The 19,019-nt window shown below is 61.0% G+C and carries 19 protein-coding genes; 8 read left to right on the top strand and 11 right to left on the bottom strand.

What is annotated here, in order from left to right:
- Positions 1-76: 76 nt before the first annotated feature.
- The 4 genes from D109_RS0129095 (at position 77) to D109_RS0129080 (ending at position 5,203) form a co-directional block, all read left to right on the top strand.
- The gene (locus tag D109_RS0129095) at positions 77-1,849 is read left to right on the top strand and encodes an N-acetylglutaminylglutamine amidotransferase (RefSeq protein ID WP_026078291.1); all 1,773 of its coding nucleotides are present in this window, start codon (positions 77-79) and stop codon (positions 1,847-1,849) included.
- 3 nt (positions 1,850-1,852) lie between these two features.
- Positions 1,853-3,598 carry an N-acetylglutaminylglutamine synthetase gene (ngg, locus tag D109_RS0129090; protein ID WP_017480013.1) on the top strand — a complete coding sequence of 582 codons (1,746 nt, stop codon included), beginning with the start codon at positions 1,853-1,855 and terminating at the stop codon, positions 3,596-3,598.
- Between the two features lie 133 nt (positions 3,599-3,731).
- Positions 3,732-4,916: an osmoprotectant NAGGN system M42 family peptidase gene (locus D109_RS0129085; protein ID WP_003216760.1), complete on the top strand. Its 1,185-nt coding sequence runs from the start codon at positions 3,732-3,734 to the stop codon at positions 4,914-4,916.
- Between the two features lie 59 nt (positions 4,917-4,975).
- Positions 4,976-5,203 carry a YheU family protein gene (locus tag D109_RS0129080; protein WP_003192759.1) on the top strand — a complete coding sequence of 76 codons (228 nt, stop codon included), beginning with the start codon at positions 4,976-4,978 and terminating at the stop codon, positions 5,201-5,203.
- Between the two features lie 3 nt (positions 5,204-5,206).
- On the opposite strand, the gene csrA is transcribed toward D109_RS0129080, so the two are convergent.
- Together csrA and D109_RS0129070 are read right to left on the bottom strand one after the other, a co-directional pair.
- A complete protein-coding gene (csrA, locus tag D109_RS0129075; RefSeq protein ID WP_017480012.1) occupies positions 5,207-5,416 on the bottom strand; it encodes a carbon storage regulator CsrA in 210 nt (69 codons plus the stop codon).
- 163 nt (positions 5,417-5,579) lie between these two features.
- Positions 5,580-6,395: an SDR family oxidoreductase gene (locus D109_RS0129070; RefSeq protein ID WP_017480011.1), complete on the bottom strand. Its 816-nt coding sequence runs from the start codon at positions 6,393-6,395 to the stop codon at positions 5,580-5,582.
- A gap of 327 nt (positions 6,396-6,722) precedes the next feature.
- Here D109_RS0129070 and D109_RS1000000133465 point away from each other — a divergent pair, with 327 nt between their 5' ends.
- Complete coding sequence (locus D109_RS1000000133465; protein ID WP_003216767.1) at positions 6,723-6,875, top strand: DUF3309 family protein; 153 nt, start codon at positions 6,723-6,725, stop codon at positions 6,873-6,875.
- 61 nt (positions 6,876-6,936) lie between these two features.
- Here the strand turns inward: D109_RS1000000133465 and D109_RS0129060 are convergent, their stop codons facing one another.
- The 5 genes from D109_RS0129060 to D109_RS0129040 form a co-directional block, all read right to left on the bottom strand.
- Positions 6,937-9,024, bottom strand: coding sequence for an LTA synthase family protein (locus D109_RS0129060; protein WP_017480010.1), 2,088 nt, complete (start codon positions 9,022-9,024; stop codon positions 6,937-6,939).
- A 396-nt stretch (positions 9,025-9,420) separates the two neighbouring features.
- Positions 9,421-9,612, bottom strand: coding sequence for a PLDc N-terminal domain-containing protein (locus tag D109_RS0129055; protein WP_003172956.1), 192 nt, complete (start codon positions 9,610-9,612; stop codon positions 9,421-9,423).
- A gap of 68 nt (positions 9,613-9,680) precedes the next feature.
- The gene (locus D109_RS0129050) at positions 9,681-10,211 is read right to left on the bottom strand and encodes a hypothetical protein (RefSeq protein WP_017480009.1); all 531 of its coding nucleotides are present in this window, start codon (positions 10,209-10,211) and stop codon (positions 9,681-9,683) included.
- Positions 10,212-10,252: 41 nt separating this feature from the next.
- Positions 10,253-10,768, bottom strand: coding sequence for an ankyrin repeat domain-containing protein (locus tag D109_RS0129045; RefSeq protein ID WP_017480008.1), 516 nt, complete (start codon positions 10,766-10,768; stop codon positions 10,253-10,255).
- Positions 10,769-10,864: 96 nt separating this feature from the next.
- Positions 10,865-12,691, bottom strand: coding sequence for a long-chain-acyl-CoA synthetase (locus D109_RS0129040; protein ID WP_017480007.1), 1,827 nt, complete (start codon positions 12,689-12,691; stop codon positions 10,865-10,867).
- A gap of 395 nt (positions 12,692-13,086) precedes the next feature.
- Here D109_RS0129040 and D109_RS0129035 point away from each other — a divergent pair, with 395 nt between their 5' ends.
- On the top strand, positions 13,087-13,365 hold the full coding sequence (locus D109_RS0129035; protein WP_003216777.1) for a DUF3509 domain-containing protein: 279 nt from the start codon (positions 13,087-13,089) through the stop codon (positions 13,363-13,365).
- Between the two features lie 54 nt (positions 13,366-13,419).
- On the opposite strand, the gene D109_RS0129030 is transcribed toward D109_RS0129035, so the two are convergent.
- The 4 genes from D109_RS0129030 to aroC form a co-directional block, all read right to left on the bottom strand.
- The gene (locus D109_RS0129030) at positions 13,420-13,704 is read right to left on the bottom strand and encodes a response regulator transcription factor (protein ID WP_026078290.1); all 285 of its coding nucleotides are present in this window, start codon (positions 13,702-13,704) and stop codon (positions 13,420-13,422) included.
- 234 nt (positions 13,705-13,938) lie between these two features.
- Complete coding sequence (locus D109_RS0129025) at positions 13,939-14,484, bottom strand: acireductone dioxygenase (protein ID WP_017480004.1); 546 nt, start codon at positions 14,482-14,484, stop codon at positions 13,939-13,941.
- A gap of 28 nt (positions 14,485-14,512) precedes the next feature.
- Positions 14,513-15,664: an MFS transporter gene (locus tag D109_RS0129020; RefSeq protein WP_026078289.1), complete on the bottom strand. Its 1,152-nt coding sequence runs from the start codon at positions 15,662-15,664 to the stop codon at positions 14,513-14,515.
- 148 nt (positions 15,665-15,812) lie between these two features.
- The gene (gene aroC / locus D109_RS0129015) at positions 15,813-16,904 is read right to left on the bottom strand and encodes a chorismate synthase (protein ID WP_017480002.1); all 1,092 of its coding nucleotides are present in this window, start codon (positions 16,902-16,904) and stop codon (positions 15,813-15,815) included.
- A 143-nt stretch (positions 16,905-17,047) separates the two neighbouring features.
- Between aroC and D109_RS0129010 the strand changes: the two genes are divergently transcribed.
- A complete protein-coding gene (locus D109_RS0129010) occupies positions 17,048-18,010 on the top strand; it encodes an alpha/beta hydrolase (protein ID WP_017480001.1) in 963 nt (320 codons plus the stop codon).
- Positions 18,011-18,110: 100 nt separating this feature from the next.
- Positions 18,111-18,914: a hypothetical protein gene (locus tag D109_RS0129005; protein WP_003213127.1), complete on the top strand. Its 804-nt coding sequence runs from the start codon at positions 18,111-18,113 to the stop codon at positions 18,912-18,914.
- The last annotated feature ends 105 nt before the right edge of the window (positions 18,915-19,019 follow it).

The following is a 19,019-nucleotide window of genomic DNA, read 5'->3' as shown; positions in this document are numbered from 1 at the left end:
GGTCAGTCTCTGGGTACCCGCTGTTTTGGCGGCTGCATTTCTATCCCTCCCCAACGGAAAAACCGGTAAGGAATTTATGTGCGGATTAGCTGGAGAGTTACGTTTCGATCACCAACCTGCCGATCTGGCAGCGGTGGAACGAATCACCCATCACCTGGCGCCACGCGGTCCTGACGCGTGGGGCTTCCATGCCCAAGGGCCGATTGCCCTGGGCCATCGACGCCTGAAAATCATGGACCTGTCGGACGGCTCCGCCCAACCGATGGTCGACGCCCAACTGGGCCTGTCCCTGGCGTTCAACGGCGCGATCTATAACTTCCCGGAATTGCGTGAAGAGCTGGAAGCCCTGGGCTACGCCTTCTATTCCGGTGGCGACACCGAGGTGCTGCTCAAGGGCTACCACGCCTGGGGCGAAGCCTTGCTGCCCAAGCTCAATGGGATGTTCGCCTTCGCCATCTGGGAGCGCGATGCCCAGCGCCTGTTTATCGCCCGTGACCGCCTCGGCGTAAAACCGCTGTACCTGTCGCGCACCGGCCAGCGCCTGCGTTTTGCTTCGGCCTTGCCGGCGCTGCTCAAGGGCGGCGATATCAACCCGATCCTCGATCCGGTGGCCCTCAATCACTACCTGAATTTCCACGCCGTGGTGCCTGCGCCGCGCACCTTGCTGGCGGGCATTGAAAAACTGCCGCCCGCGTCGTGGATGCGCATCGACGCCGATGGCAAGACTGAACAGAAAACCTGGTGGACCCTGCCCTACGGCCCTCATGCCGATGAAGCCAACCTGACCCTCGAAGACTGGACCGACCGCGTGCTCGACAGCACCCGCGAAGCCGTGGCGATTCGTCAGCGGGCGGCAGTGGACGTGGGTGTGCTGCTTTCCGGCGGTGTCGACTCCAGCATGCTGGTGGGCCTGTTGCGGGAAGTCGGCGTGCAGGACCTGTCGACCTTCTCCATCGGCTTTGAAGACGCCGGTGGCGAGCGCGGCGACGAGTTCCAGTATTCGGACTTGATCGCCAAGCATTACGGCACCCGGCACCATCAACTGCGCATCGCCGAAAGCGAAATCATCGAGCAATTGCCGGCAGCGTTCCGCGCCATGAGCGAGCCGATGGTCAGCCATGACTGCATCGCCTTCTACCTGCTGTCCCGGGAAGTCGCCAAGCACTGCAAGGTGGTGCAGAGCGGCCAGGGCGCCGATGAACTGTTCGCCGGTTACCACTGGTACCCGCAAGTGGACGGCGCCAGCGATCCGTATGCCGCCTACCGCGATGCGTTCTTCGACCGCAGCTACGACGACTACGCCGCCACGGTTGCGCCGAAATGGCTGACCGCCAATGACGCCGCCGGTGACTTTGTGCGTGAGCATTTCGCCCAGCCCGGCGCCGATGCCGCGGTGGACAAAGCCCTGCGCCTGGACAGCACCGTGATGCTGGTGGATGACCCGGTCAAGCGCGTCGACAACATGACCATGGCCTGGGGCCTGGAAGCGCGCACGCCGTTTCTCGACTACCGCCTGGTGGAGCTGTCGGCCCGCGTACCGGGCAAATTCAAACTGCCGGACGGCGGCAAGCAAGTACTCAAGGAAGCCGCGCGCCGGGTGATCCCGAGCGAAGTCATCGACCGCAAGAAAGGCTATTTCCCGGTGCCCGGCCTCAAGCATTTGCGGGGTGACACCTTGAACTGGGTGCGCGACCTGTTGCTGGACCCAAGCCAGGATCGCGGCCTGTTCAACCCGGCCATGCTCGACCGCCTGCTCACCGATCCCCAAGGCCAATTGACCCCGTTGCGCGGCTCCAAGCTGTGGCAACTGGCGGCGCTGAACCTGTGGCTCAGCGAACAAGGAATCTGATTCATGAAACCTCATGCCACGGCTTACAGCCAACGCTTGCTGCGGGGCCAGGCGCCCTCCTACGAGCGCCTGCAAGCCCGCTTAGCCGAAGACGGCAGCGTACTCGACCCCACGCCGATTGCCGTGCATTGCGGTTGGGGCCGGCTGTTGATCGGCCACACTTTTCCGGACCCGGCGAGCCTGGCCCTGGAGTTGCTCAACGAGCAGCCCGGCGAGCGGGATATCGCGCTGTATGTGGCGGCGCCACAGCAGATCCTCGGGATTGATCCCCAGCAGTTGTTTCTCGACCCGTCCGACACCTTGCGCCTGTGGTTCACCGACTATCGTCCCGCGACCCGGGTGTTTCGCGGGTTCCGGATTCGCCGGGTACAAAGCGAGGCGGACTGGCAAGCGGTGAACCAGCTGTACCAGGGGCGCGGCATGTTGCCGGTGGACCCGGCACTGCTGACGCCACGTCATCAAGGCGGCCCGGTGTATTGGCTGGCCGAGGATGAAGACAGCGGCGCGGTGATCGGCAGTGTGATGGGCCTTAACCACCACAAAGCCTTCAACGACCCGGAGAACGGCTGCAGCCTCTGGTGCCTGGCGGTGGACCCGCAATGCACCCGCCCCGGCGTGGGTGAAGTGCTGGTGCGTCACTTGATCGAACACTTCATGAGCCGTGGCCTGAGCTACCTCGACCTGTCGGTGCTGCACGACAACCGCCAGGCGAAAAGTCTCTACGCCAAGCTCGGCTTTCGCGCGCTGACCACCTTCGCCATCAAGCGCAAGAACGGCATCAACCAGCCGCTGTTCCTCGGCCCCGGCCCGCAAGCGGAGTTCAATCCCTATGCGCGGATCATCGTCGAGGAAGCTCATCGGCGCGGGATCGACGTGCAGGTGGACGACGCCGAAGCCGGGCTGTTCACCTTGAGCCACGGTGGCCGCCGGGTGCGCTGCCGCGAATCCCTCAGCGACCTGACCAGCGCTATCAGCATGACGTTGTGCCAGGACAAGAGCCTGACCCACAAGGCGCTCAAGGCTGCAGGTTTGAAGCTGCCGGAGCAGCAGTTGGCCGGCAGTGCCGATGAGAACCTGGAGTTTCTCGACGAGCACCAGCGCATCGTGGTCAAGCCACTGGATGGTGAACAAGGCCAGGGCGTGGCGGTGGATTTGCAGACCATTGAAGACGTGCAAAAAGCCATTGAAGCGGCCCGCCAGTTCGACTCGCGCGTACTGCTGGAAAGCTTCCACGAAGGCCTCGACCTGCGGATTCTGGTGATCGGTTTCGAAGTGGTCGCCGCCGCGATTCGCCGCCCGGCGGAGGTCACCGGCGATGGCCAGCACTCCATCGGCGCGTTGATCGAGGCCCAGAGCCGCCGGCGCCAGGCCGCCACCGATGGCGAAAGCAAAATCCCCCTGGACCACGAAACCCAACGCACGCTGCACGCTGCCGGGTACGACTACAGCAGCATCCTGCCCCGTGGCGAACGCCTGGCGGTGCGGCGTACCGCCAACCTGCACACTGGTGGTTGCCTGGAGGACGTGACCGCCATCCTCCACCCGACCCTGGTGGACGCCGCCGTGCGCGCCGCCCGGGCCCTGGACATTCCCATGGTGGGCCTGGACCTGATGGTGCCGGCCGCCGACCAACCGGACTACGTCTTTATCGAAGCCAACGAACGGGCCGGGCTGGCCAACCATGAACCGCAGCCGACGGCTGAAAAGTTCGTGGACCTGTTGTTCCCCCATAGCCAGCCGACGGCTTGAATGATCGTTCCCACGCGCTGCGTGGGAACGCAGCCCGTGACGCTGCGCGTCACAAGAGCGGACGCAGAGCGTCCCATGAGGCATTCCCACGCAGCGCGTGGGAACGATCATCCTCAACTCATCAGGAGTCTTTATGACCCGTACCATCCCCGAACCGGATCTCGCTTACCTGCAAAAGGTGCTGCTGGAAATGCTCGCCATTCCCAGCCCCACCGGGTTTACCGACACCATCGTGCGCTACGTTGCCGAGCGCCTTGAAGAGCTGGGCATTCCCTTTGAGATGACCCGGCGCGGCACCATCCGCGCCACCCTCAAGGGCCAGAAAAACAGCCCTGACCGCGCCGTTTCCGCGCACCTGGACACCATCGGCGCCGCCGTGCGGGCAATCAAGGACAACGGCCGCCTGACCCTGGCGCCCGTGGGCTGCTGGTCCAGCCGCTTTGCCGAAGGCAGCCGTGTCAGCCTGTTTACCGATAACGGCGTGATCCGTGGCAGCGTGTTGCCGTTGATGGCCTCCGGTCACGCGTTCAATACCGCCGTGGATGAAATGCCCATCAGCTGGGATCACATCGAACTGCGCCTGGACGCCTACTGCGCCACCCGCGCCGATTGTGATTCCCTGGGCATCAGCGTCGGCGATTTCGTCGCCTTCGACCCACTGCCGGAGTTCACCGAGAGCGGGCATATCAGCGCCCGCCACCTGGACGATAAAGCCGGGGTTGCCGCACTGCTGGCGGCGCTCAAGGCTATTGTCGACAGCGGCCAACCGTTGCTGATCGACTGCCACCCGCTGTTCACCATCACCGAAGAAACCGGCAGTGGTGCAGCCGCGGCCTTGCCGTGGGATGTGAGTGAGTTCGTCGGCATCGACATTGCGCCGGTGGCCCACGAGCAGCACTCCAGCGAGCACGCGGTGAGTGTGGCGATGCAGGATTCCGGCGGGCCGTATGACTATCACCTGTCCCGCCACCTGCTGCGCCTGGCGGCGGAGAATGAGTTGCCGGTGCGCCGTGACCTGTTTCGCTACTACTTCAGCGACGCGCATTCGGCGGTGACCGCCGGCCACGACATTCGCACCGCACTGCTGGCATTCGGTTGCGATGCTACCCATGGCTATGAGCGCACGCACATCGACAGCCTCGCCGCGCTGAGCCGCCTGCTGGGCGCCTACATCCTCAGCCCGCCGGTGTTCGCCAGCGATGCACAGCCGGCCAAAGGCTCCCTCGACCGGTTCAGTCACCAGATCGAACACGACACGCAAATGGAGAGTGATACCCGCGTGCCGTCGGTGGACAGCCTGGTGGGCCAAAAAACCTGAGACTGGCAACTCGGATCCCGGCGCAGTAGCATCGCCGGGATTCCTTAGCCGAGGCTTGTATGCTGATTCCCTACGATGCACTTGAAGTCGACACCCTGACCCGCCTCATCGAAGACTTCGTGACCCGCGACGGCACCGACAACGGTGACGACACCCCCCTGGAAACCCGGGTGCTGCGGGTACGCCAAGCGCTGACCAAGGGCCAGGCGCTGATTGTCTTCGACCCCGAGAGCGAGCAGTGCCAGTTGATGCTCAAGCACGATGTGCCCAAGCATCTGTTCGACTGACACTCAAGGATTGGGCACAGGCACTGGATGGGTGTTGGCCTGTTGCCCCTGGCGACTGAGGATCTTCTGATAAACCTCCGCCCGGTGCACATTGACCCCCACCGGCGCTTCCACACCCAGCTTCACTTGGGTGCCGTTCACTTCCAGAATGCGCAAAGTGATCTGGTCACCCACCGAAATTATTTCACCTACCGCGCGGCTTAATACCAGCATGGGGTTCGTCCTTTTTAAGTTACCGAACCCCGACCATGCGCCCCCCGCCCATCACCATCAATGGCCTTCAGGTTAAACAGGCATGCCTTACACGCGTAGGTAATTTGCCTTACAGACAAGCGATTACAAATCGCGAATTACGCCTCAGAACTAAACGTGATGTTCAGGCTTTGAGCGACTGAGCCTTGGCCCGCATCTTGTCCGCCATCACGGTCATCTCGTCATACAGCAGTTGCGGGTTCTTCTGCTTCAGTGCCCAGGCCATGCGTCCCTGCTCGTGGGGCAGGATCATGAATTGCCCTTCAGCCACCTGCTGGTAGATGTAGTCGGCGATCTGTGCGGCGGTGATCGGCGAGCTTTCCAGCAGCTTGCCCACTTGGGCCTTCATCGCCGGCGTCGGCCCGCGGAACGAGTCCAGGAGGTTGGTCTGGAAGAAGGATGGGCACACCACGTGCACCCCGACTTCCTGCTGCTTGAGTTCCACCAGCAGGCTTTCCGAAAGCGCTACCACGCCGGCCTTGGCCACGTTGTAGTTGCTCATGGCCGGGCCCTGCATCAGGGCGGCCATGGAGGCGATGTTGATGATGCGGCCCTTGCTCTGTTCCAGCAGTGGCAGGAAGGCCTTGCAGCCCTTGACCACACCCATCAGGTTGATTGCGATCTGCCAGTCCCAGTCTTCCAGGGACAGTTCGCTGAAGAACCCGCCCGATGCGACACCGGCGTTGTTGACGATCACGTCGATGCCACCGAGCTTTTCCTCACAGGCCTGTGCGAAGGCGGTGAGCTGGCTGTAGTCGCGCACGTCGCAACGCTGGGTGAAACCGTCACCGCCGGCCTGGCGCACCTGCTTCAGGGTTTCTTGCAGGCCAGCTTCGCTGACGTCCGACAAGGCCAGTTGCCAACCCTCACGGGCCCAGCGCAGAGCGATTTCGCGACCCAGGCCAGAACCGGCGCCGGTGATCATCATGCGATTTTGCATAGGAAAGTAGCCTTGTGGTTCACGGAAGAAGTGAGCCGCAGTGTAGCGAAGGTTTTTCCTGCACCCACGCACCATCAGACTGCTGAATGCCCTAAGCAAACTGTGGGCCGGGTCGGATAGCGGGAAACCTGCCAAGTTCAATTTATTTGAACTAAGGGCGGTTATTTGCAACGCGATTAAAGGAAATAAGCAAGTTCGCGAAAAGCTTTAAAAAAACACGGAATTTTCTGCCAAACACATGGGTCGGAGTTATTAAGGCGTCCGTCTGCTGTCGGGCCTATTCGTTAAATAACAGGTCTTTTCAGAAGACAATAAGGAAAACAAAACATGAGCCTCATTCTTATCATTATTCTGATCCTCCTGCTGGTCGGCGGTCTTCCAGTGTTCCCTCACTCACGCAACTGGGGTTACGGGCCATCGGGTATTCTCGGTACTGTGTTGGTAGTGCTGCTGATTCTGTTGTTGCTCGGCAAGATATAACGCGTTCCAGCGTGCAAAAAAAAGAGGCCTTAAAAAGGCCTCTTTTTTTATGCGCGGGTGTTTAGTCCGGCTTGCCGTCCACTACACCTGCGGTGTTGTCCAGCAGGCTCTTGGTAGCGGTCTGCAGGAACGATTCAAGCTTCTGCTTCAACCCAGCTTCGTCCGGCGATTCTGGAATCACTTTCCCGGTCGGGTTGGCGCCCAGTTCGTATTCCCACAACTTCGGTGGCATTTCCTTGGGCAGTACCAGCACGCGGTCACCAGTGAGCAAGGCGACGGTCTGGTCGCTGCCCGACGGCTTGATCACACCAAAGCCCTTGTCGCCTTCCGGCAAGTTGAGCAGGTCACGACCCCAGCACTGGTGCAGGGTGTCACCGCCCAGGCGGCCCATGATGGTCGGCACGATGTCGATCTGGGTGCCCACGGTGTGGTCACGCTCGCCGAACTTCTCCTGCATGCCCGGTGCAATCATCAGCATCGGCACGTTGAAGCGGCCCAGGTCCATTTCGGTGATCTGCTGCTCGTTGCCGAAGCCGTGGTCGCCCACGATCACGAACAGGGTTTCCTTGAAGTACGGCTCCTTGCGGGCCTTTTCAAAGAACTGGCCCAAGGCCCAGTCGGAGTAGCGCATGGCCGTCAAATGCTCGTTGAGGCTGCCACGGTCGGTGACCTTCTCAACCGGCAATGGCGTCGGCAACGCGTACGGCGTGTGGTTGGAGAGGGTTTGCAACAGCGCATAGAACGGCTTGCCGCCTTCACGTGCCTTCAACTCTTCCAGGCCACGGGTGAACATATCCTGGTCGGACACGCCCCAGGTCGGATCCGAGAACACCGGGTTGACGAAGTCATTACGCCCGATGAAGTTGGTCATGCCCTGGTTGCTGAAGAAGCCCGACTGGTTGTCCCAGGCGAAGTCGCCGTTGTAGACATACACGTCGTCAAACTTGCGGGCACTGAGCAACTGCGGCAGGCCCGAGAGCTTGTGGCTGCCTTCCGGGGTCTGCATCAGGTATTCGAAGCCCGGCAGGTTCGGGAAGCACGCCATGGTGGCGAACATACCCTGGTGGGTGTGGGTGCCGTTGGAGAAGAAACGGTCGAACAGCAGGCCTTCCTTGGACAGTTTGTCGAAGTACGGCGTGATGTTGCCCGGACGGCCCAGGGCGCCTACCGAGTGACCGGCGAAGCTTTCCATCAGGATAACCACGACGTTCTTGATCGGCAGGGTCTTCTCGGCCGGCGGCGTGAAGTCACGGCGGACAGCGGCAGTGTCGGTGTCGACCAGTTTCTCGGTCGGCAGTACCAGCATGTCGCGCACAGTCTGGGTGGCCAACGGCTGTTCGAGGGTGGCTTTCCAGATGTTAGAGCGCTCTTCGGAGAAGCGCGCCTTCGCCGCCGCGATCAGCGACAAGGTACCGTTGAGGCCCAACTGGTTGGCGAAGTTCGAGTCGGTGGTGTACACGTCACCCCAACGCAGCGGCGGGCCCTGGCGCAGGGTGCCACGGATGGCGACCACGGCGACCAGCAGGCAGACCACGAACACCGCGATGCGGGTGTACCACGGCGCCACCTGGCGGGTGCCGATGGTGCCACCGCTGAACGGGCCGCGTGGGCGCGTTGCACGGTCGGCGCCTTTAAAGGCGATGCTCAGGATCAGCGTACCCACGGCCCAGGCCAGCAGGTAGCGCACCACCGGGAAACCGTACCAGAGCATGCTCATCACGGTTTTCGGGTCTTCCTTCACATACTGGAAGACCAGGCCGTTGAGGCGCTGGTGGAATTCGCGGTAGAAGTCCATTTCCATCAGGCCCAGGAACAGGGCGATGCTGGACGCGACCGTCAGCCACAAGCGGAAAAACCCGCGCGCCGCCATGGCCCGCACGCTGAACAAGGCCAGCAGCAGCGGCACCAGCACGTACATCACCAGGCGGATATCCAGGCGCAGGCCGTTGGCGAACGCTTCAAGGAAGGTCGAGGCCGGTGTGTCGAGGATCATCTCGCGGTTGTAGACCAGCAGCGCCAGGCGCAGCAGGGAGAACATCACCATCATGATCAAGGCACAAAGCAGCGTGTACGCCAGATGGGATTTGACGGTCGGTTGCAGCAAGCGATTAGAAGCTCGCTGCTGATTCAGGGCGTCCGGGTTTGCCATGTCGTTTTAGGACCCATTGGAAGTTTAAGTTGCGAATGAATACAGCGGCGCCCCGCCCTCGCCCAGGCAGGCTGGGGTAGACGGTGAACGCAATGGCGCAAATGGTGCCCGATCAACGCCGGCAACGCCATTGATTACTCACTCCTGCAGTAGGTGGGCACTCGTTTTAGAGCACTCGGCAGGGAAAAGAGCCGGCAAATTGTCTTGGATGGAATGTGAAAATTCTGTACAGCGAATATCTCGAAACACAATAACGGGACTACGGAAACAAATGTGGGAGCGGGCTTGCTCGCGAATACGGTAAATCAGTCGATACATCAGGTGACTGTTACACCGTATTCGCGAGCAAGCCCGCTCCCACACTTACTGTGCCCGCTCTGGATAGCGTCGTTTGGATCAGATCCGCACGTTGCCGCGCGGCCCCGCGATCGCCCAGATGATCAAACCCAACACCGGCAGCAACAGGATCAGCAGGATCCACAGCACCTTGGCACCGGTACTCGCGCCGCTCTTGAACACATTGATGATCGCCCAGATATCCAGCGCGAGGATGATCAACCCGATCAGACCATTAAAAGTGGAACCCATGTTATCGCTCCTAAGTGAGGGCTTGCCTGCTTAGGATAGTCAGCCGTGGCCAGGGGTTCCGTTTTATTTCAGACGTGTACCGCAACCCGCAGGGCTTCCAGGGACGGTTCGCCCTTGATCCCGACTTCGGCACACAACTCCAGCACCCGTGGCACGTCATTGCCGTAGACCAGCACGGCCTGGATCTCGTCGTCCAGCAGTTGGCTGAAGTTCATCAGCACATAGCCGCCGTTCTCCGGATTAAGCGCGCTCATCTGGATCTGGATGCGGTTCAGCGCCGTCAGGGCTTCGGTCTTGGCCAGTTGCTTGGGCTTGAGGTTGAAGGCCACGCCCGGGCCGAACGAGGCGACGATCTGGGCGAACAGGTCCAGGTAGGTGTCGGCCTGGAACAGCACGGTGTCAGGCAGGCTGCCGACGACGATCCACTCACCCAGGGGAATCGGGAAAGTGTCGTCGTAGTTGATGTCGGGGTTGGCGGCCAGGAAAGCTTCAGGATCGGCGTAGGCCTGGGCCGCTTCGTCCGCCACCTTGGCGATCTCGGGTTCGCTCATGCAGCCGGAGCTGATTTTGCTGATGAGTTCGACGAGTGCGGTCTTCATGGGGTGGTCCTGTGGCGGGGCTGATTTTGAGGGCGCAAAGCCTACACCAGTTTTTGCAACTGCGCCGCCGTATCCACTGCACCCATGGTCTGCGCCGCTGCCAGCGCGGTCACGCCCTGGGCATCGGTAGCCTTGGGGTTGGCGCCCTGGCTGATCAGGTAATCCACCATCTCGGTACGGTTGAACATCGCCGCCATCATCAAGGCTGTGCGGCCATCAGAGGATGCGCCTTCGACCAGCGCACCGTCTTCGATCAACGCCTTGACCACCGGCAGGTTGCCCTTGAACGCCGCGCCGGCAATCGGCAGTTGGTTCTTGTCGTTGGCAATCTGTGGGTCGGCCTTGAATTCCAGCAGCACTTTCACCGCGTCGACGTGACCGTGGTAGGCAGACAGCATCAACAGCGTATCGCCGTTGTGGTTACGCAGGTTTGGCGGCAAGCCCTTGGCCAGCAGCGCAGCCAGCATCGCCGCGTCGCCCTTGCGCGCCACGTCGAAGACCTGCTCGGCAAATTCGGCGGCTTCGTCTTCGGTCATTTGTTTGGCTTGGTCTGACATGTGGGGCTCCTTGTCTGGTGTTTCATAAGGCGCCCAGTCTCGCGATGGAGTTCCCCACTGTCATGGCTTTTTTCCCAAAAGCGCCGATAGGCAGAATCAATAACGAAACTTGCCCCCCTGGATTTCCGCCAGCAGTTGCCCGGTAACCGGCACGTAACTGTCCGATCCCGGCAGCCAGGCAAAGATCGGATCATCACCGGCCTTGCCTGGGTCGAACGCCTCCTCCTTGAGTTTTACCTTTTGGTATTTGAAGGTGCCGGTGGTTTCCATCTTCACTTTGATCCGCAGGAACAACGGCACCGCATACGCGGGAAGTTGCCCATGGGCAAACGTCAACAGTTCGCGCATGTCCAGGGACGCCAGGGATTCGGCAGGGGTGATGGCGGCCATGCCAGCGCGGCCATTGGTGTTTTCAATCTCCACCCCGTAGGCCACCACTTCGGAGATCTGCGGGTGCTGCAGGAAGATGTTCTCGACTTCGGTGGTGGAGACGTTTTCACCTTTCCAGCGATAGGTATCCCCCAGTCGGTCAACGAATTGGGCATGGCCGAAGCCGATGTTGCGCAACAGGTCGCCGGTGTTGAAATAGCGGTCGCCCTTCTCGAACACATCGCTGAGTACCACCTTGCGGTTCTTCTCGGGGTCGGTGTAGCCGTCGAACGGTGCCTTGTCATCAATCCTGGCCAATAGCAGCCCTTGGCCGCCCTTTGGCACTTCGCGCATGAAGCCGTCAGTGCCGCGAATCGGTTCACAGCTATCGTGGGCGTAGTCCACCAGTGCCCAGTGCATCAGGGAAAAGCCGATGGTGTTGTCGAAATTCAGCACGTTGGTGAAACCGATATTGCCGTCACTGGCGGCGTACAGCTCGCAGATGTGATCGACGCCAAAGCGCTGCTTGAATTCGGCCCAGACGCCAGGACGCAAGCCGTTGCCGATCATCTTCGTCACCCGGTGATCCCGGTCTTGCTCGCTGACGGGCTGGTCGATCAGGTAGCGGCACAGTTCGCCGACGTAACCGAGGGTGGTCGCATTGAATCGGCGCGCATCGTCCCAAAACTGGCTGGCGCTGAACTTGCGGCGAATCGCAAACCCCGACGCCCCGGCAATCGCCGAACCCCAGCACACGCACAAACCGGTGGCGTGATACAGCGGCAAGGTGCAATACACGACATCCTCGGGACCCATATCCAGGGCGATGGTGCCGAAACTGGCGGACGTCCTCATCCAGCGGCCATGTTTGAAAATACCGGCCTTGGGCAAGCCGGTGGTGCCGGAGGTGTAGATATAGAAGCAAGGGTCGTTGAAGTAGATCTGCTGGGTGCTGGCGGGGTTTTCCACCGGGCAATCGGCGCTGGCGGCCATCAGGTCTACGTAATTCGGCGGCACGTGGGTGTGCTGCTGATCAGCGATAAACCAGGTGTTATCGGCTTCAATTGCCACCTGGCTGCGCACGGTCTCGTAGGCGCCTACCAACGCGGCCCCCACAACAATCGCCGCCGGCGTCACCAGGTTAAGGCTGTGGACCAGCGCCGCCTGGGTTTGCGAGGTATTGAGCATGGCGCAAATGCCGCCCACCTTGGCCACGGCCAGCACGCTGAGCAACAACTCGGGGCGGTTCTCGATAAACAAGGCCACCACGTCGCCCTTGCCGATACCCTGCTGCTGCAGGTAATGGGCCATGCGGTTGGCTTGTTGGTTGGCCTGGCGATAGCTGAGCACGCGGTCGCCATACAGCAGCGCGGCGCCATCGGGATTGCGTTGAGTGGCTTGCTCGAACGTCCAGCCCAGGCCGCACGGCTGCGCCGGGTCTGTGACGTTGGCGGCGCGCATACCGCGGACAAGACGCGGCAGGGCACGGACAATGGTGGGCACCTTACGCAGCATCTTGCCCCAGGTGATCATGTCACTCGGCGGGTGGTTCATGGCAGGAACGTCCTTTTTCTTATTGTTCGTATGACCTCAAGCACCCTTCGCACCGTAAGACCGGCGCCGAATGCCTTGCAGGAAAATACGCCTGCCATTCTTCGGCTGTACACGCAGGATTTGAAAAGTTTTGTATCCCAAAAGGAAAAGGATTTAACGGCCGGTGACGCGGTCACTATGGAAGACCTGCATCACCCACGCGTGGCGAAGCAATTGGCAAAACCCCGCAAAATGCAGGATGCACGATGGCCATTCATGCAAATTGCACGAAACTGAAAATCCAATAAATTTATAACTAACTGATTTATAACGATTTTTTAAGATTCCCAGTACTGGCACAATCACTGCACCTATCACTCCACGCTGCAAAACATGAGCAAACGGAGCTGATAGATATGAGCCTGATCCAAGATAAATTTTCTTCTGTGTTCTCCAATTTCGACGTCACCACCCAGGCCCGTCCTGATGGCGGCATCCTGCTGACCTTGCGTAACAGCGAAGGCAAGCAGATCAAACGTTCGATCTCTTATCAGCAACTGCACACTGCCGACCAACTGACGTGGGTCATCAGCGCGATTCGTCGCGACCTGGCTGAACAAGCCAGCGACCTGCCACAGATTTCGATGCTGCAAAGCCAGAACCGCTTTGCCCTGCCGACTTACCATTCGGCTTGATTGTCATGCAGGACCTGAACAGGTCGTGGTGCCGTTGCGCACCACGGCCTTTTTTTATTTGCACAATCCCTGCTTCACCGCCTCATTGACCGCCTGGACCCGGTTAGTCACCTGCAACTTGCCGTAGATATTGCGCAGGTGAAACTTCACCGTGGCCTGGGAGATTGAGCGAATCCTGCTGATTTCCCACACCGTCTTGCCCTCTACAGCCCAATGCAGAATTTCCCGTTCCTTTGGGGTCAAGGCTTTACCCGCCAACATCTCACGCGTCTTGCGGCAGGGAACCGGCGCGTTATCAGTGTGCGTGGACGGTTGTTCCTGTGGCTCTGTACCGCTCATGCAGGCCTCTCTCTTCATATAGGTCTTGTAACGCCCGAAGTCGGATTCCTCCTATTGACAGGCGATTAAATATTGCGGCCAGAGAGAGTTACACAAAGAGAGGAAATATTAAGTAAGACCAACGATAAACAGCCGTTACCCACAAACTTCAAAGTTTGTTCCTACAGTGATTTCCAACCTGCAGGAATTGAACTAAAAAAATGCCTCCTATTCAGGAGGCATTGGCGGATAACCTTAGTCCTCAAGCCGGAGAAAACCCTCGGCGATCCCGTCGCCGGTCAGGTGGACCGCCTGCCCTTCAGGGTCACTGAACAGACGGATTGCCACAAAGTGTGGGTTCTCCCCCATATCAAACCAATGCGCAATGCCGGCAGGCACCGAGATCAGGTCGTTTTTCTCGCAGAACACCGCGTACACATAGTCTTCGATGTGCAAGGTAAACAGCCCACGGCCTGCGACGAAAAAGCGTACGTGGTCTTGCGCCATGCGGTGTTCGTCGAGTCGCTCGGCACGCAGTTCGGCTTTTTGCGGGTGGTCGTTGCTGACGCGGATCACATCAACGGTGGTGTAGCCGCGCTCGGTCATCAGCTTATCGATGGGCGCCTGGTAGGCCGCGATGATCTCAACCTCGCTGGCGTCCGCCTCAAGCCGGGCAGCGGCCTGCCAGCGGTCAAACCCCACCCCCAGCTCGGCCAGGGTCGAGGCGATATCGTCCTGGTAAGTCAGGACCTTGTTCGGGGTGTCGGGGGTAGAGACGTGGTAAACCGCGAGATAGCTCATCAAATTCTTCCTCTGTCACGGGAGCCGCTCATGGCCGCTCCTCTTGCAATCGAATGCCAATGATTAGGGCGGCGGCCAGCGCCGCAATGCTGGCAATGCTGAAGGTCAGGGTCGGCCCCAGCAGGTTCCAGCTGTAACCTGAATAGAGTGCGCCCAGCGCACCGCCGGTACCGGCCAATGCGGCATACAGTGCCTGGCCCTGGCCTTGCTGGCGAGCACCAAAGCTGCGTTGCACGAACTGGATGGCCGCCGCGTGAAAACTGCCAAAGGTCGCCGCGTGCATCACCTGCGCCAACAACAGCACCCAGAAGAATTCGGCAAATGAACCCAGCAGCAACCAGCGCAGCGCCGCCAGCAGGAAACTCGCCATCAGCACCCGGCGTACCGAGAAGCGCGTGAGAATCCGGCTCATGGCCAGGAACATCAAGACTTCCGCGACCACGCCCAACGCCCACAACATGCCGATCACCCCACGGCTGTAACCGAGGTGTTCAAGGTGCAAGGTGAGGAAGGTGTAGTACGGGCCGTGGCTCATTTGCATCAGCGCCACGCAGGCATAAAACGCGAGGACGCCGGGGCTGCGCAGTTGCCGCAAAAAGCCGTCACCGGCCAGGCGATTGCCCTGGGCCGGCGGCTGCGCATTCGGCACCCAGAGGCTCGCGCCGATGATGCCGGCCATGATCACCACGATCACCACCGGGTAGATGTCCAGGCTCAGCCAGTCGAACAGGCGGCCCATGATCACCACGGTGAGGATAAAACCGATGGAGCCCCACAACCGTACCTGGCTGTAGCGCGAGGTCTGGCCTTGCAGGTGCGCGAGGGTGATGACTTCAAACTGCGGCAGTACCGCGTGCCAGAAGAACGCGTGCAAGGCCATGACCAGCGCCAGCCAGGCGTAGGTCTTGCTGACAAAGATCAGCGAGAAACTCACCAGGGTGCACACCGCGCCAAAGCGCACGATGGCCAGGCGCCGGCCGGTGTAGTCCCCCAACCAGCCCCACAGGTTGGGTGCCACGCAGCGCATCAACATGGGGATGGCCACCAGCTCGCCGATGCGCGCGCTGGAGAACCCCAGATGATCGAAGTACAACGCCAGGAACGGCGCCGTCGCCCCCAGCAGGGCGAAATAGAACAGGTAGAAGCTGGAGAGTCGCCAGTATGGAAGGCCTTGCGTCAGCATAAGTGACTTGTGGCGAGCGAGCTTGCTCGCGCTGAGCTGCGAAGCGGCCCCACTAGAAGCGCCGCAGTTCTCCAGCTAATACCGGGTTGCAGGCTTTGGGGCCGCTTCGCAGCCCAGCGCGAGCAAGCTCGCTCGCCACACACGATCACAACTGGCCCAATACCGGAGTACTGACTTTTACGTCGGCGTTTTGCCCACGGTGGCGCAGCAGGTGATCCATCAACACAATCGCCATCATCGCTTCGGCAATCGGCGTGGCGCGGATGCCGACGCACGGGTCGTGACGGCCCTTGGTGATCACTTCCACCGGGTTGCCGTGCACATCAATCGAACGGCCCGGCGTGGTGATGCTGGACGTCGGCTTGAGGGCCAGGTGTGCAACGATCGGCTGGCCGGAGGAGATGCCACCGAGAATGCCGCCGGCGTTGTTGCTGAGGAAACCTTCAGGAGTCAGTTCGTCACGGTGCTCGGTGCCACGCTGGGCAACGCAGTCGAACCCGGCGCCGATTTCCACGCCCTTGACCGCGTTGATGCTCATCAGCGCATGGGCCAGTTCAGCGTCGAGGCGGTCGAAAATCGGCTCGCCCAGGCCGGGCATTACGCCTTCGGCGACCACGGTGATCTTGGCGCCGACGGAATCCTGGTCACGGCGCAACTGGTCCATATAGGCTTCCAGCTCCGGCACCTTGTCCGGGTCGGGGCAGAAGAAAGCGTTGTCTTCGACGCTGTTCCAGGTCTTGAACGGAATTTCGATCGGGCCCAGCTGGCTCATGTAGCCGCGGATCACGATGCCCTGGGTGGCCAGGAATTTTTTCGCGATCGCCCCTGCCGCCACGCGCATCGCGGTTTCCCGCGCCGAGCTGCGGCCACCGCCACGGTAGTCGCGCTCGCCGTATTTGTGGTGGTAGGTGTAGTCGGCGTGGGCCGGGCGGAACAGGTCCTTGATCGCCGAGTAGTCCTTGGACTTCTGGTCGGTGTTGCGGATCAGCAGGCCGATGGCGCAGCCGGTGGTGCGGCCTTCGAACACACCGGAGAGGATTTCGACTTCGTCGGGCTCCTGGCGCTGGGTGGTATGGCGGCTGGTGCCGGGCTTGCGGCGGTCGAGGTCACGCTGCAGGTCTTCCAGGGACAACTCGAGGCCCGGCGGGCAGCCGTCGACAATGGCGACCAACGCCGGGCCATGGCTTTCGCCCGCGGTGGTAACAGTGAACAGCTTGCCGTAGGTATTGCCGGACATGCAGGGCGCTCCGTGAAATCAGTTGAATCAAGTCAACCGTAATAACTTAAGGCGGCCAGTATACGCAGGCTAACCGACTAGTTCATCCTCGAAACCTTACCGGTAGACGTTGGTCCAACCGGCACCTTCCTCATGATGGCGCGATGATGCTGCGAGTTCTGCTTTTGACCCTCACCCTGTTTTCCAGCCTTGGCTTCGCCGCCTCCCCTGTCGTGCTGCAACGGCCTATCAGCCTGGACACCGGCAGTGGCGAGCTATTTGGCTCGTTGTTGTTACCCAAATCCGACAAGCCCGTGCCGGTGGTGCTGATCATTGCCGGCTCCGGGCCCACCGACCGCAACGGCAACAGCGCCGACGGCGCACGCAACGACAGCCTCAAGCGCCTGGCCTGGGTGCTGGCCAGGCACAACATTGCCAGCGTGCGCTACGACAAGCGCGGTGTAGCCGCCAGCCTTGCCGCCACCCCCGATGAACGCAACCTGACCCTGGACGCCTACGTGTCCGACGCCGTGGCCTGGGGCAAGTTGCTCAAGGCCGACCCGCGCATGGGTCCGTTGATTGTGCTCGGCCACAGTGAAGGCGCGCTGGTAGCCGCCCTCGCCGCCCCGCAGCTGAATCCGGCCGGGGTGATTTCCCTGTCGGGCAGTGCCCGCCCGGTGGACCAGGTCATCCGCCAGCAACTGGCCGACCACATGCCTCCCGCGCTATTACTGCGCAGCAACCAGATTCTCGATCACCTCAAGGCCGGCCAGGTGGACGCCGATGTGCCTACACCGCTTGAGGGCATCTTCCGACCCAGCGTGCAGCCTTATCTGATCAGCCTGTTCCGCGCCGACCCTTCGGCCGCATTTGCCAAACTGAAGATGCCGGCCCTGATCGTCCAGGGCACCAACGACCTGCAGGTCGGCGTGGCCGATGCGCAACAATTGCAGAAGGCCAAGCCCGACGCCGAGCTGACGGTGATCGAGGGCATGAACCACGTGATGCGCATCGTGCCCAATGACGTGAAGCAGCAATTGGAGTCCTACAACGACCCACAGCTCCCGCTGGCTGCCGAACTGGGCACACGCCTGGTTCGCTTTATCGACGGACTTCGCGCCAGTTAAGCGAGTATTCCCCCTCCAGTCCTGAGCAAAACGGCCGATAAGCCCTGGGTCGACAGCAAAAAGCCTGTCGGCCCGCAGAGCTTGGACAGGATCGCGCCGAATGACGAACACCGAAGCAACACCCGAACCTACCGCCGACACCACGGCAGACACCGAGGCCGCCGCATCGGCCGCGTTACCGTGGGCGGAGGTACAGGCCGAACATTTCAAGATGCTGCGCCTGGCCCCTTTGGCCACCGACCGCGCCACGGGCGTGCGGCCCCTGCGCTTTGTGCAATTTGGCTGGGCCGAACGCAACAACAAGGATCACAGCCTGCTGCGCATGGTCATTCAATTGCCTGGCCAGCGGGTGCGCCGGGAACAGAATCACCTGGATATCTGGGTCGATCACGCCACCCACCGCGTGCATTTTGGCCCGGGCAACAGCCTGGAGATCGAACCGGCGAACCGCGGCATCGGCCGCTTCCTGGTGGCCCAAGGCGCCGCCTGGGCGAAAAAGAAGTGGTCGCACTACCGCGTCGACGGCGTTGACCTGGCCAACAAGGACGCGCTGAACGAAGCCACCCGCCTGCGCCGGGATCACTTCCTGCGAATCCAGGGCTTTGATGTGGCGTATGCCGATGTCCAGCATTTGAAGGGCAACGTGCAGCCGGGCAAGGTCAGCGATGTGCTGGACAGCTGGAACACCGAAAAGCTGCAGTTCGTGGAGATTCTGGAAGCGGCGCAGATGCTGCAACAGGCCGAGCAGAACCTGGCGGAACAGGAAGTGAAGTTGCGCAAGGAAGAGGAAAAGGTCACCAAGTTCAAGCGCGAAGACAGCGGGTTGCGCTTTACGATTACGTGTCTGGTGGCGTTTACCGTGTTTCAGGCGGGGTTGTTGATCTGGATTGCGACGCATCGCTGAATCATAAAGTGTATTTGTGGCGAGGGAGCTTGCTCCCGCTGGAGTGCGAAGCGCTCCCAAGATTCTTGGGGCCGCTACGCTGCCCAGCGGGAGCAAGCTCCCTCG

It is taken from the genome of Pseudomonas sp. PAMC 26793, assembly GCF_000313235.1.
GTDB classification, from domain to species: domain Bacteria; phylum Pseudomonadota; class Gammaproteobacteria; order Pseudomonadales; family Pseudomonadaceae; genus Aquipseudomonas; species Aquipseudomonas yamanorum.
This window is presented reverse-complemented; position numbering and strand designations above follow the sequence as displayed.

Coding starts and splice junctions, on each gene's coding strand:
- D109_RS0129095 (WP_026078291.1), top strand. CDS start 77: ATGTGCGGATTAGCTGGAGAGTTACGTTTCGATCACCAACCTGCCGAT.
- ngg (WP_017480013.1), top strand. CDS start 1,853: ATGAAACCTCATGCCACGGCTTACAGCCAACGCTTGCTGCGGGGCCAG.
- D109_RS0129085 (WP_003216760.1), top strand. CDS start 3,732: ATGACCCGTACCATCCCCGAACCGGATCTCGCTTACCTGCAAAAGGTG.
- D109_RS0129080 (WP_003192759.1), top strand. CDS start 4,976: ATGCTGATTCCCTACGATGCACTTGAAGTCGACACCCTGACCCGCCTC.
- csrA (WP_017480012.1), bottom strand. CDS start 5,416: ATGCTGGTATTAAGCCGCGCGGTAGGTGAAATAATTTCGGTGGGTGAC.
- D109_RS0129070 (WP_017480011.1), bottom strand. CDS start 6,395: ATGCAAAATCGCATGATGATCACCGGCGCCGGTTCTGGCCTGGGTCGC.
- D109_RS1000000133465 (WP_003216767.1), top strand. CDS start 6,723: ATGAGCCTCATTCTTATCATTATTCTGATCCTCCTGCTGGTCGGCGGT.
- D109_RS0129060 (WP_017480010.1), bottom strand. CDS start 9,024: ATGGCAAACCCGGACGCCCTGAATCAGCAGCGAGCTTCTAATCGCTTG.
- D109_RS0129055 (WP_003172956.1), bottom strand. CDS start 9,612: ATGGGTTCCACTTTTAATGGTCTGATCGGGTTGATCATCCTCGCGCTG.
- D109_RS0129050 (WP_017480009.1), bottom strand. CDS start 10,211: ATGAAGACCGCACTCGTCGAACTCATCAGCAAAATCAGCTCCGGCTGC.
- D109_RS0129045 (WP_017480008.1), bottom strand. CDS start 10,768: ATGTCAGACCAAGCCAAACAAATGACCGAAGACGAAGCCGCCGAATTT.
- D109_RS0129040 (WP_017480007.1), bottom strand. CDS start 12,691: ATGAACCACCCGCCGAGTGACATGATCACCTGGGGCAAGATGCTGCGT.
- D109_RS0129035 (WP_003216777.1), top strand. CDS start 13,087: ATGAGCCTGATCCAAGATAAATTTTCTTCTGTGTTCTCCAATTTCGAC.
- D109_RS0129030 (WP_026078290.1), bottom strand. CDS start 13,704: ATGAGCGGTACAGAGCCACAGGAACAACCGTCCACGCACACTGATAAC.
- D109_RS0129025 (WP_017480004.1), bottom strand. CDS start 14,484: ATGAGCTATCTCGCGGTTTACCACGTCTCTACCCCCGACACCCCGAAC.
- aroC (WP_017480002.1), bottom strand. CDS start 16,904: ATGTCCGGCAATACCTACGGCAAGCTGTTCACTGTTACCACCGCGGGC.
- D109_RS0129010 (WP_017480001.1), top strand. CDS start 17,048: ATGATGCTGCGAGTTCTGCTTTTGACCCTCACCCTGTTTTCCAGCCTT.
- D109_RS0129005 (WP_003213127.1), top strand. CDS start 18,111: ATGACGAACACCGAAGCAACACCCGAACCTACCGCCGACACCACGGCA.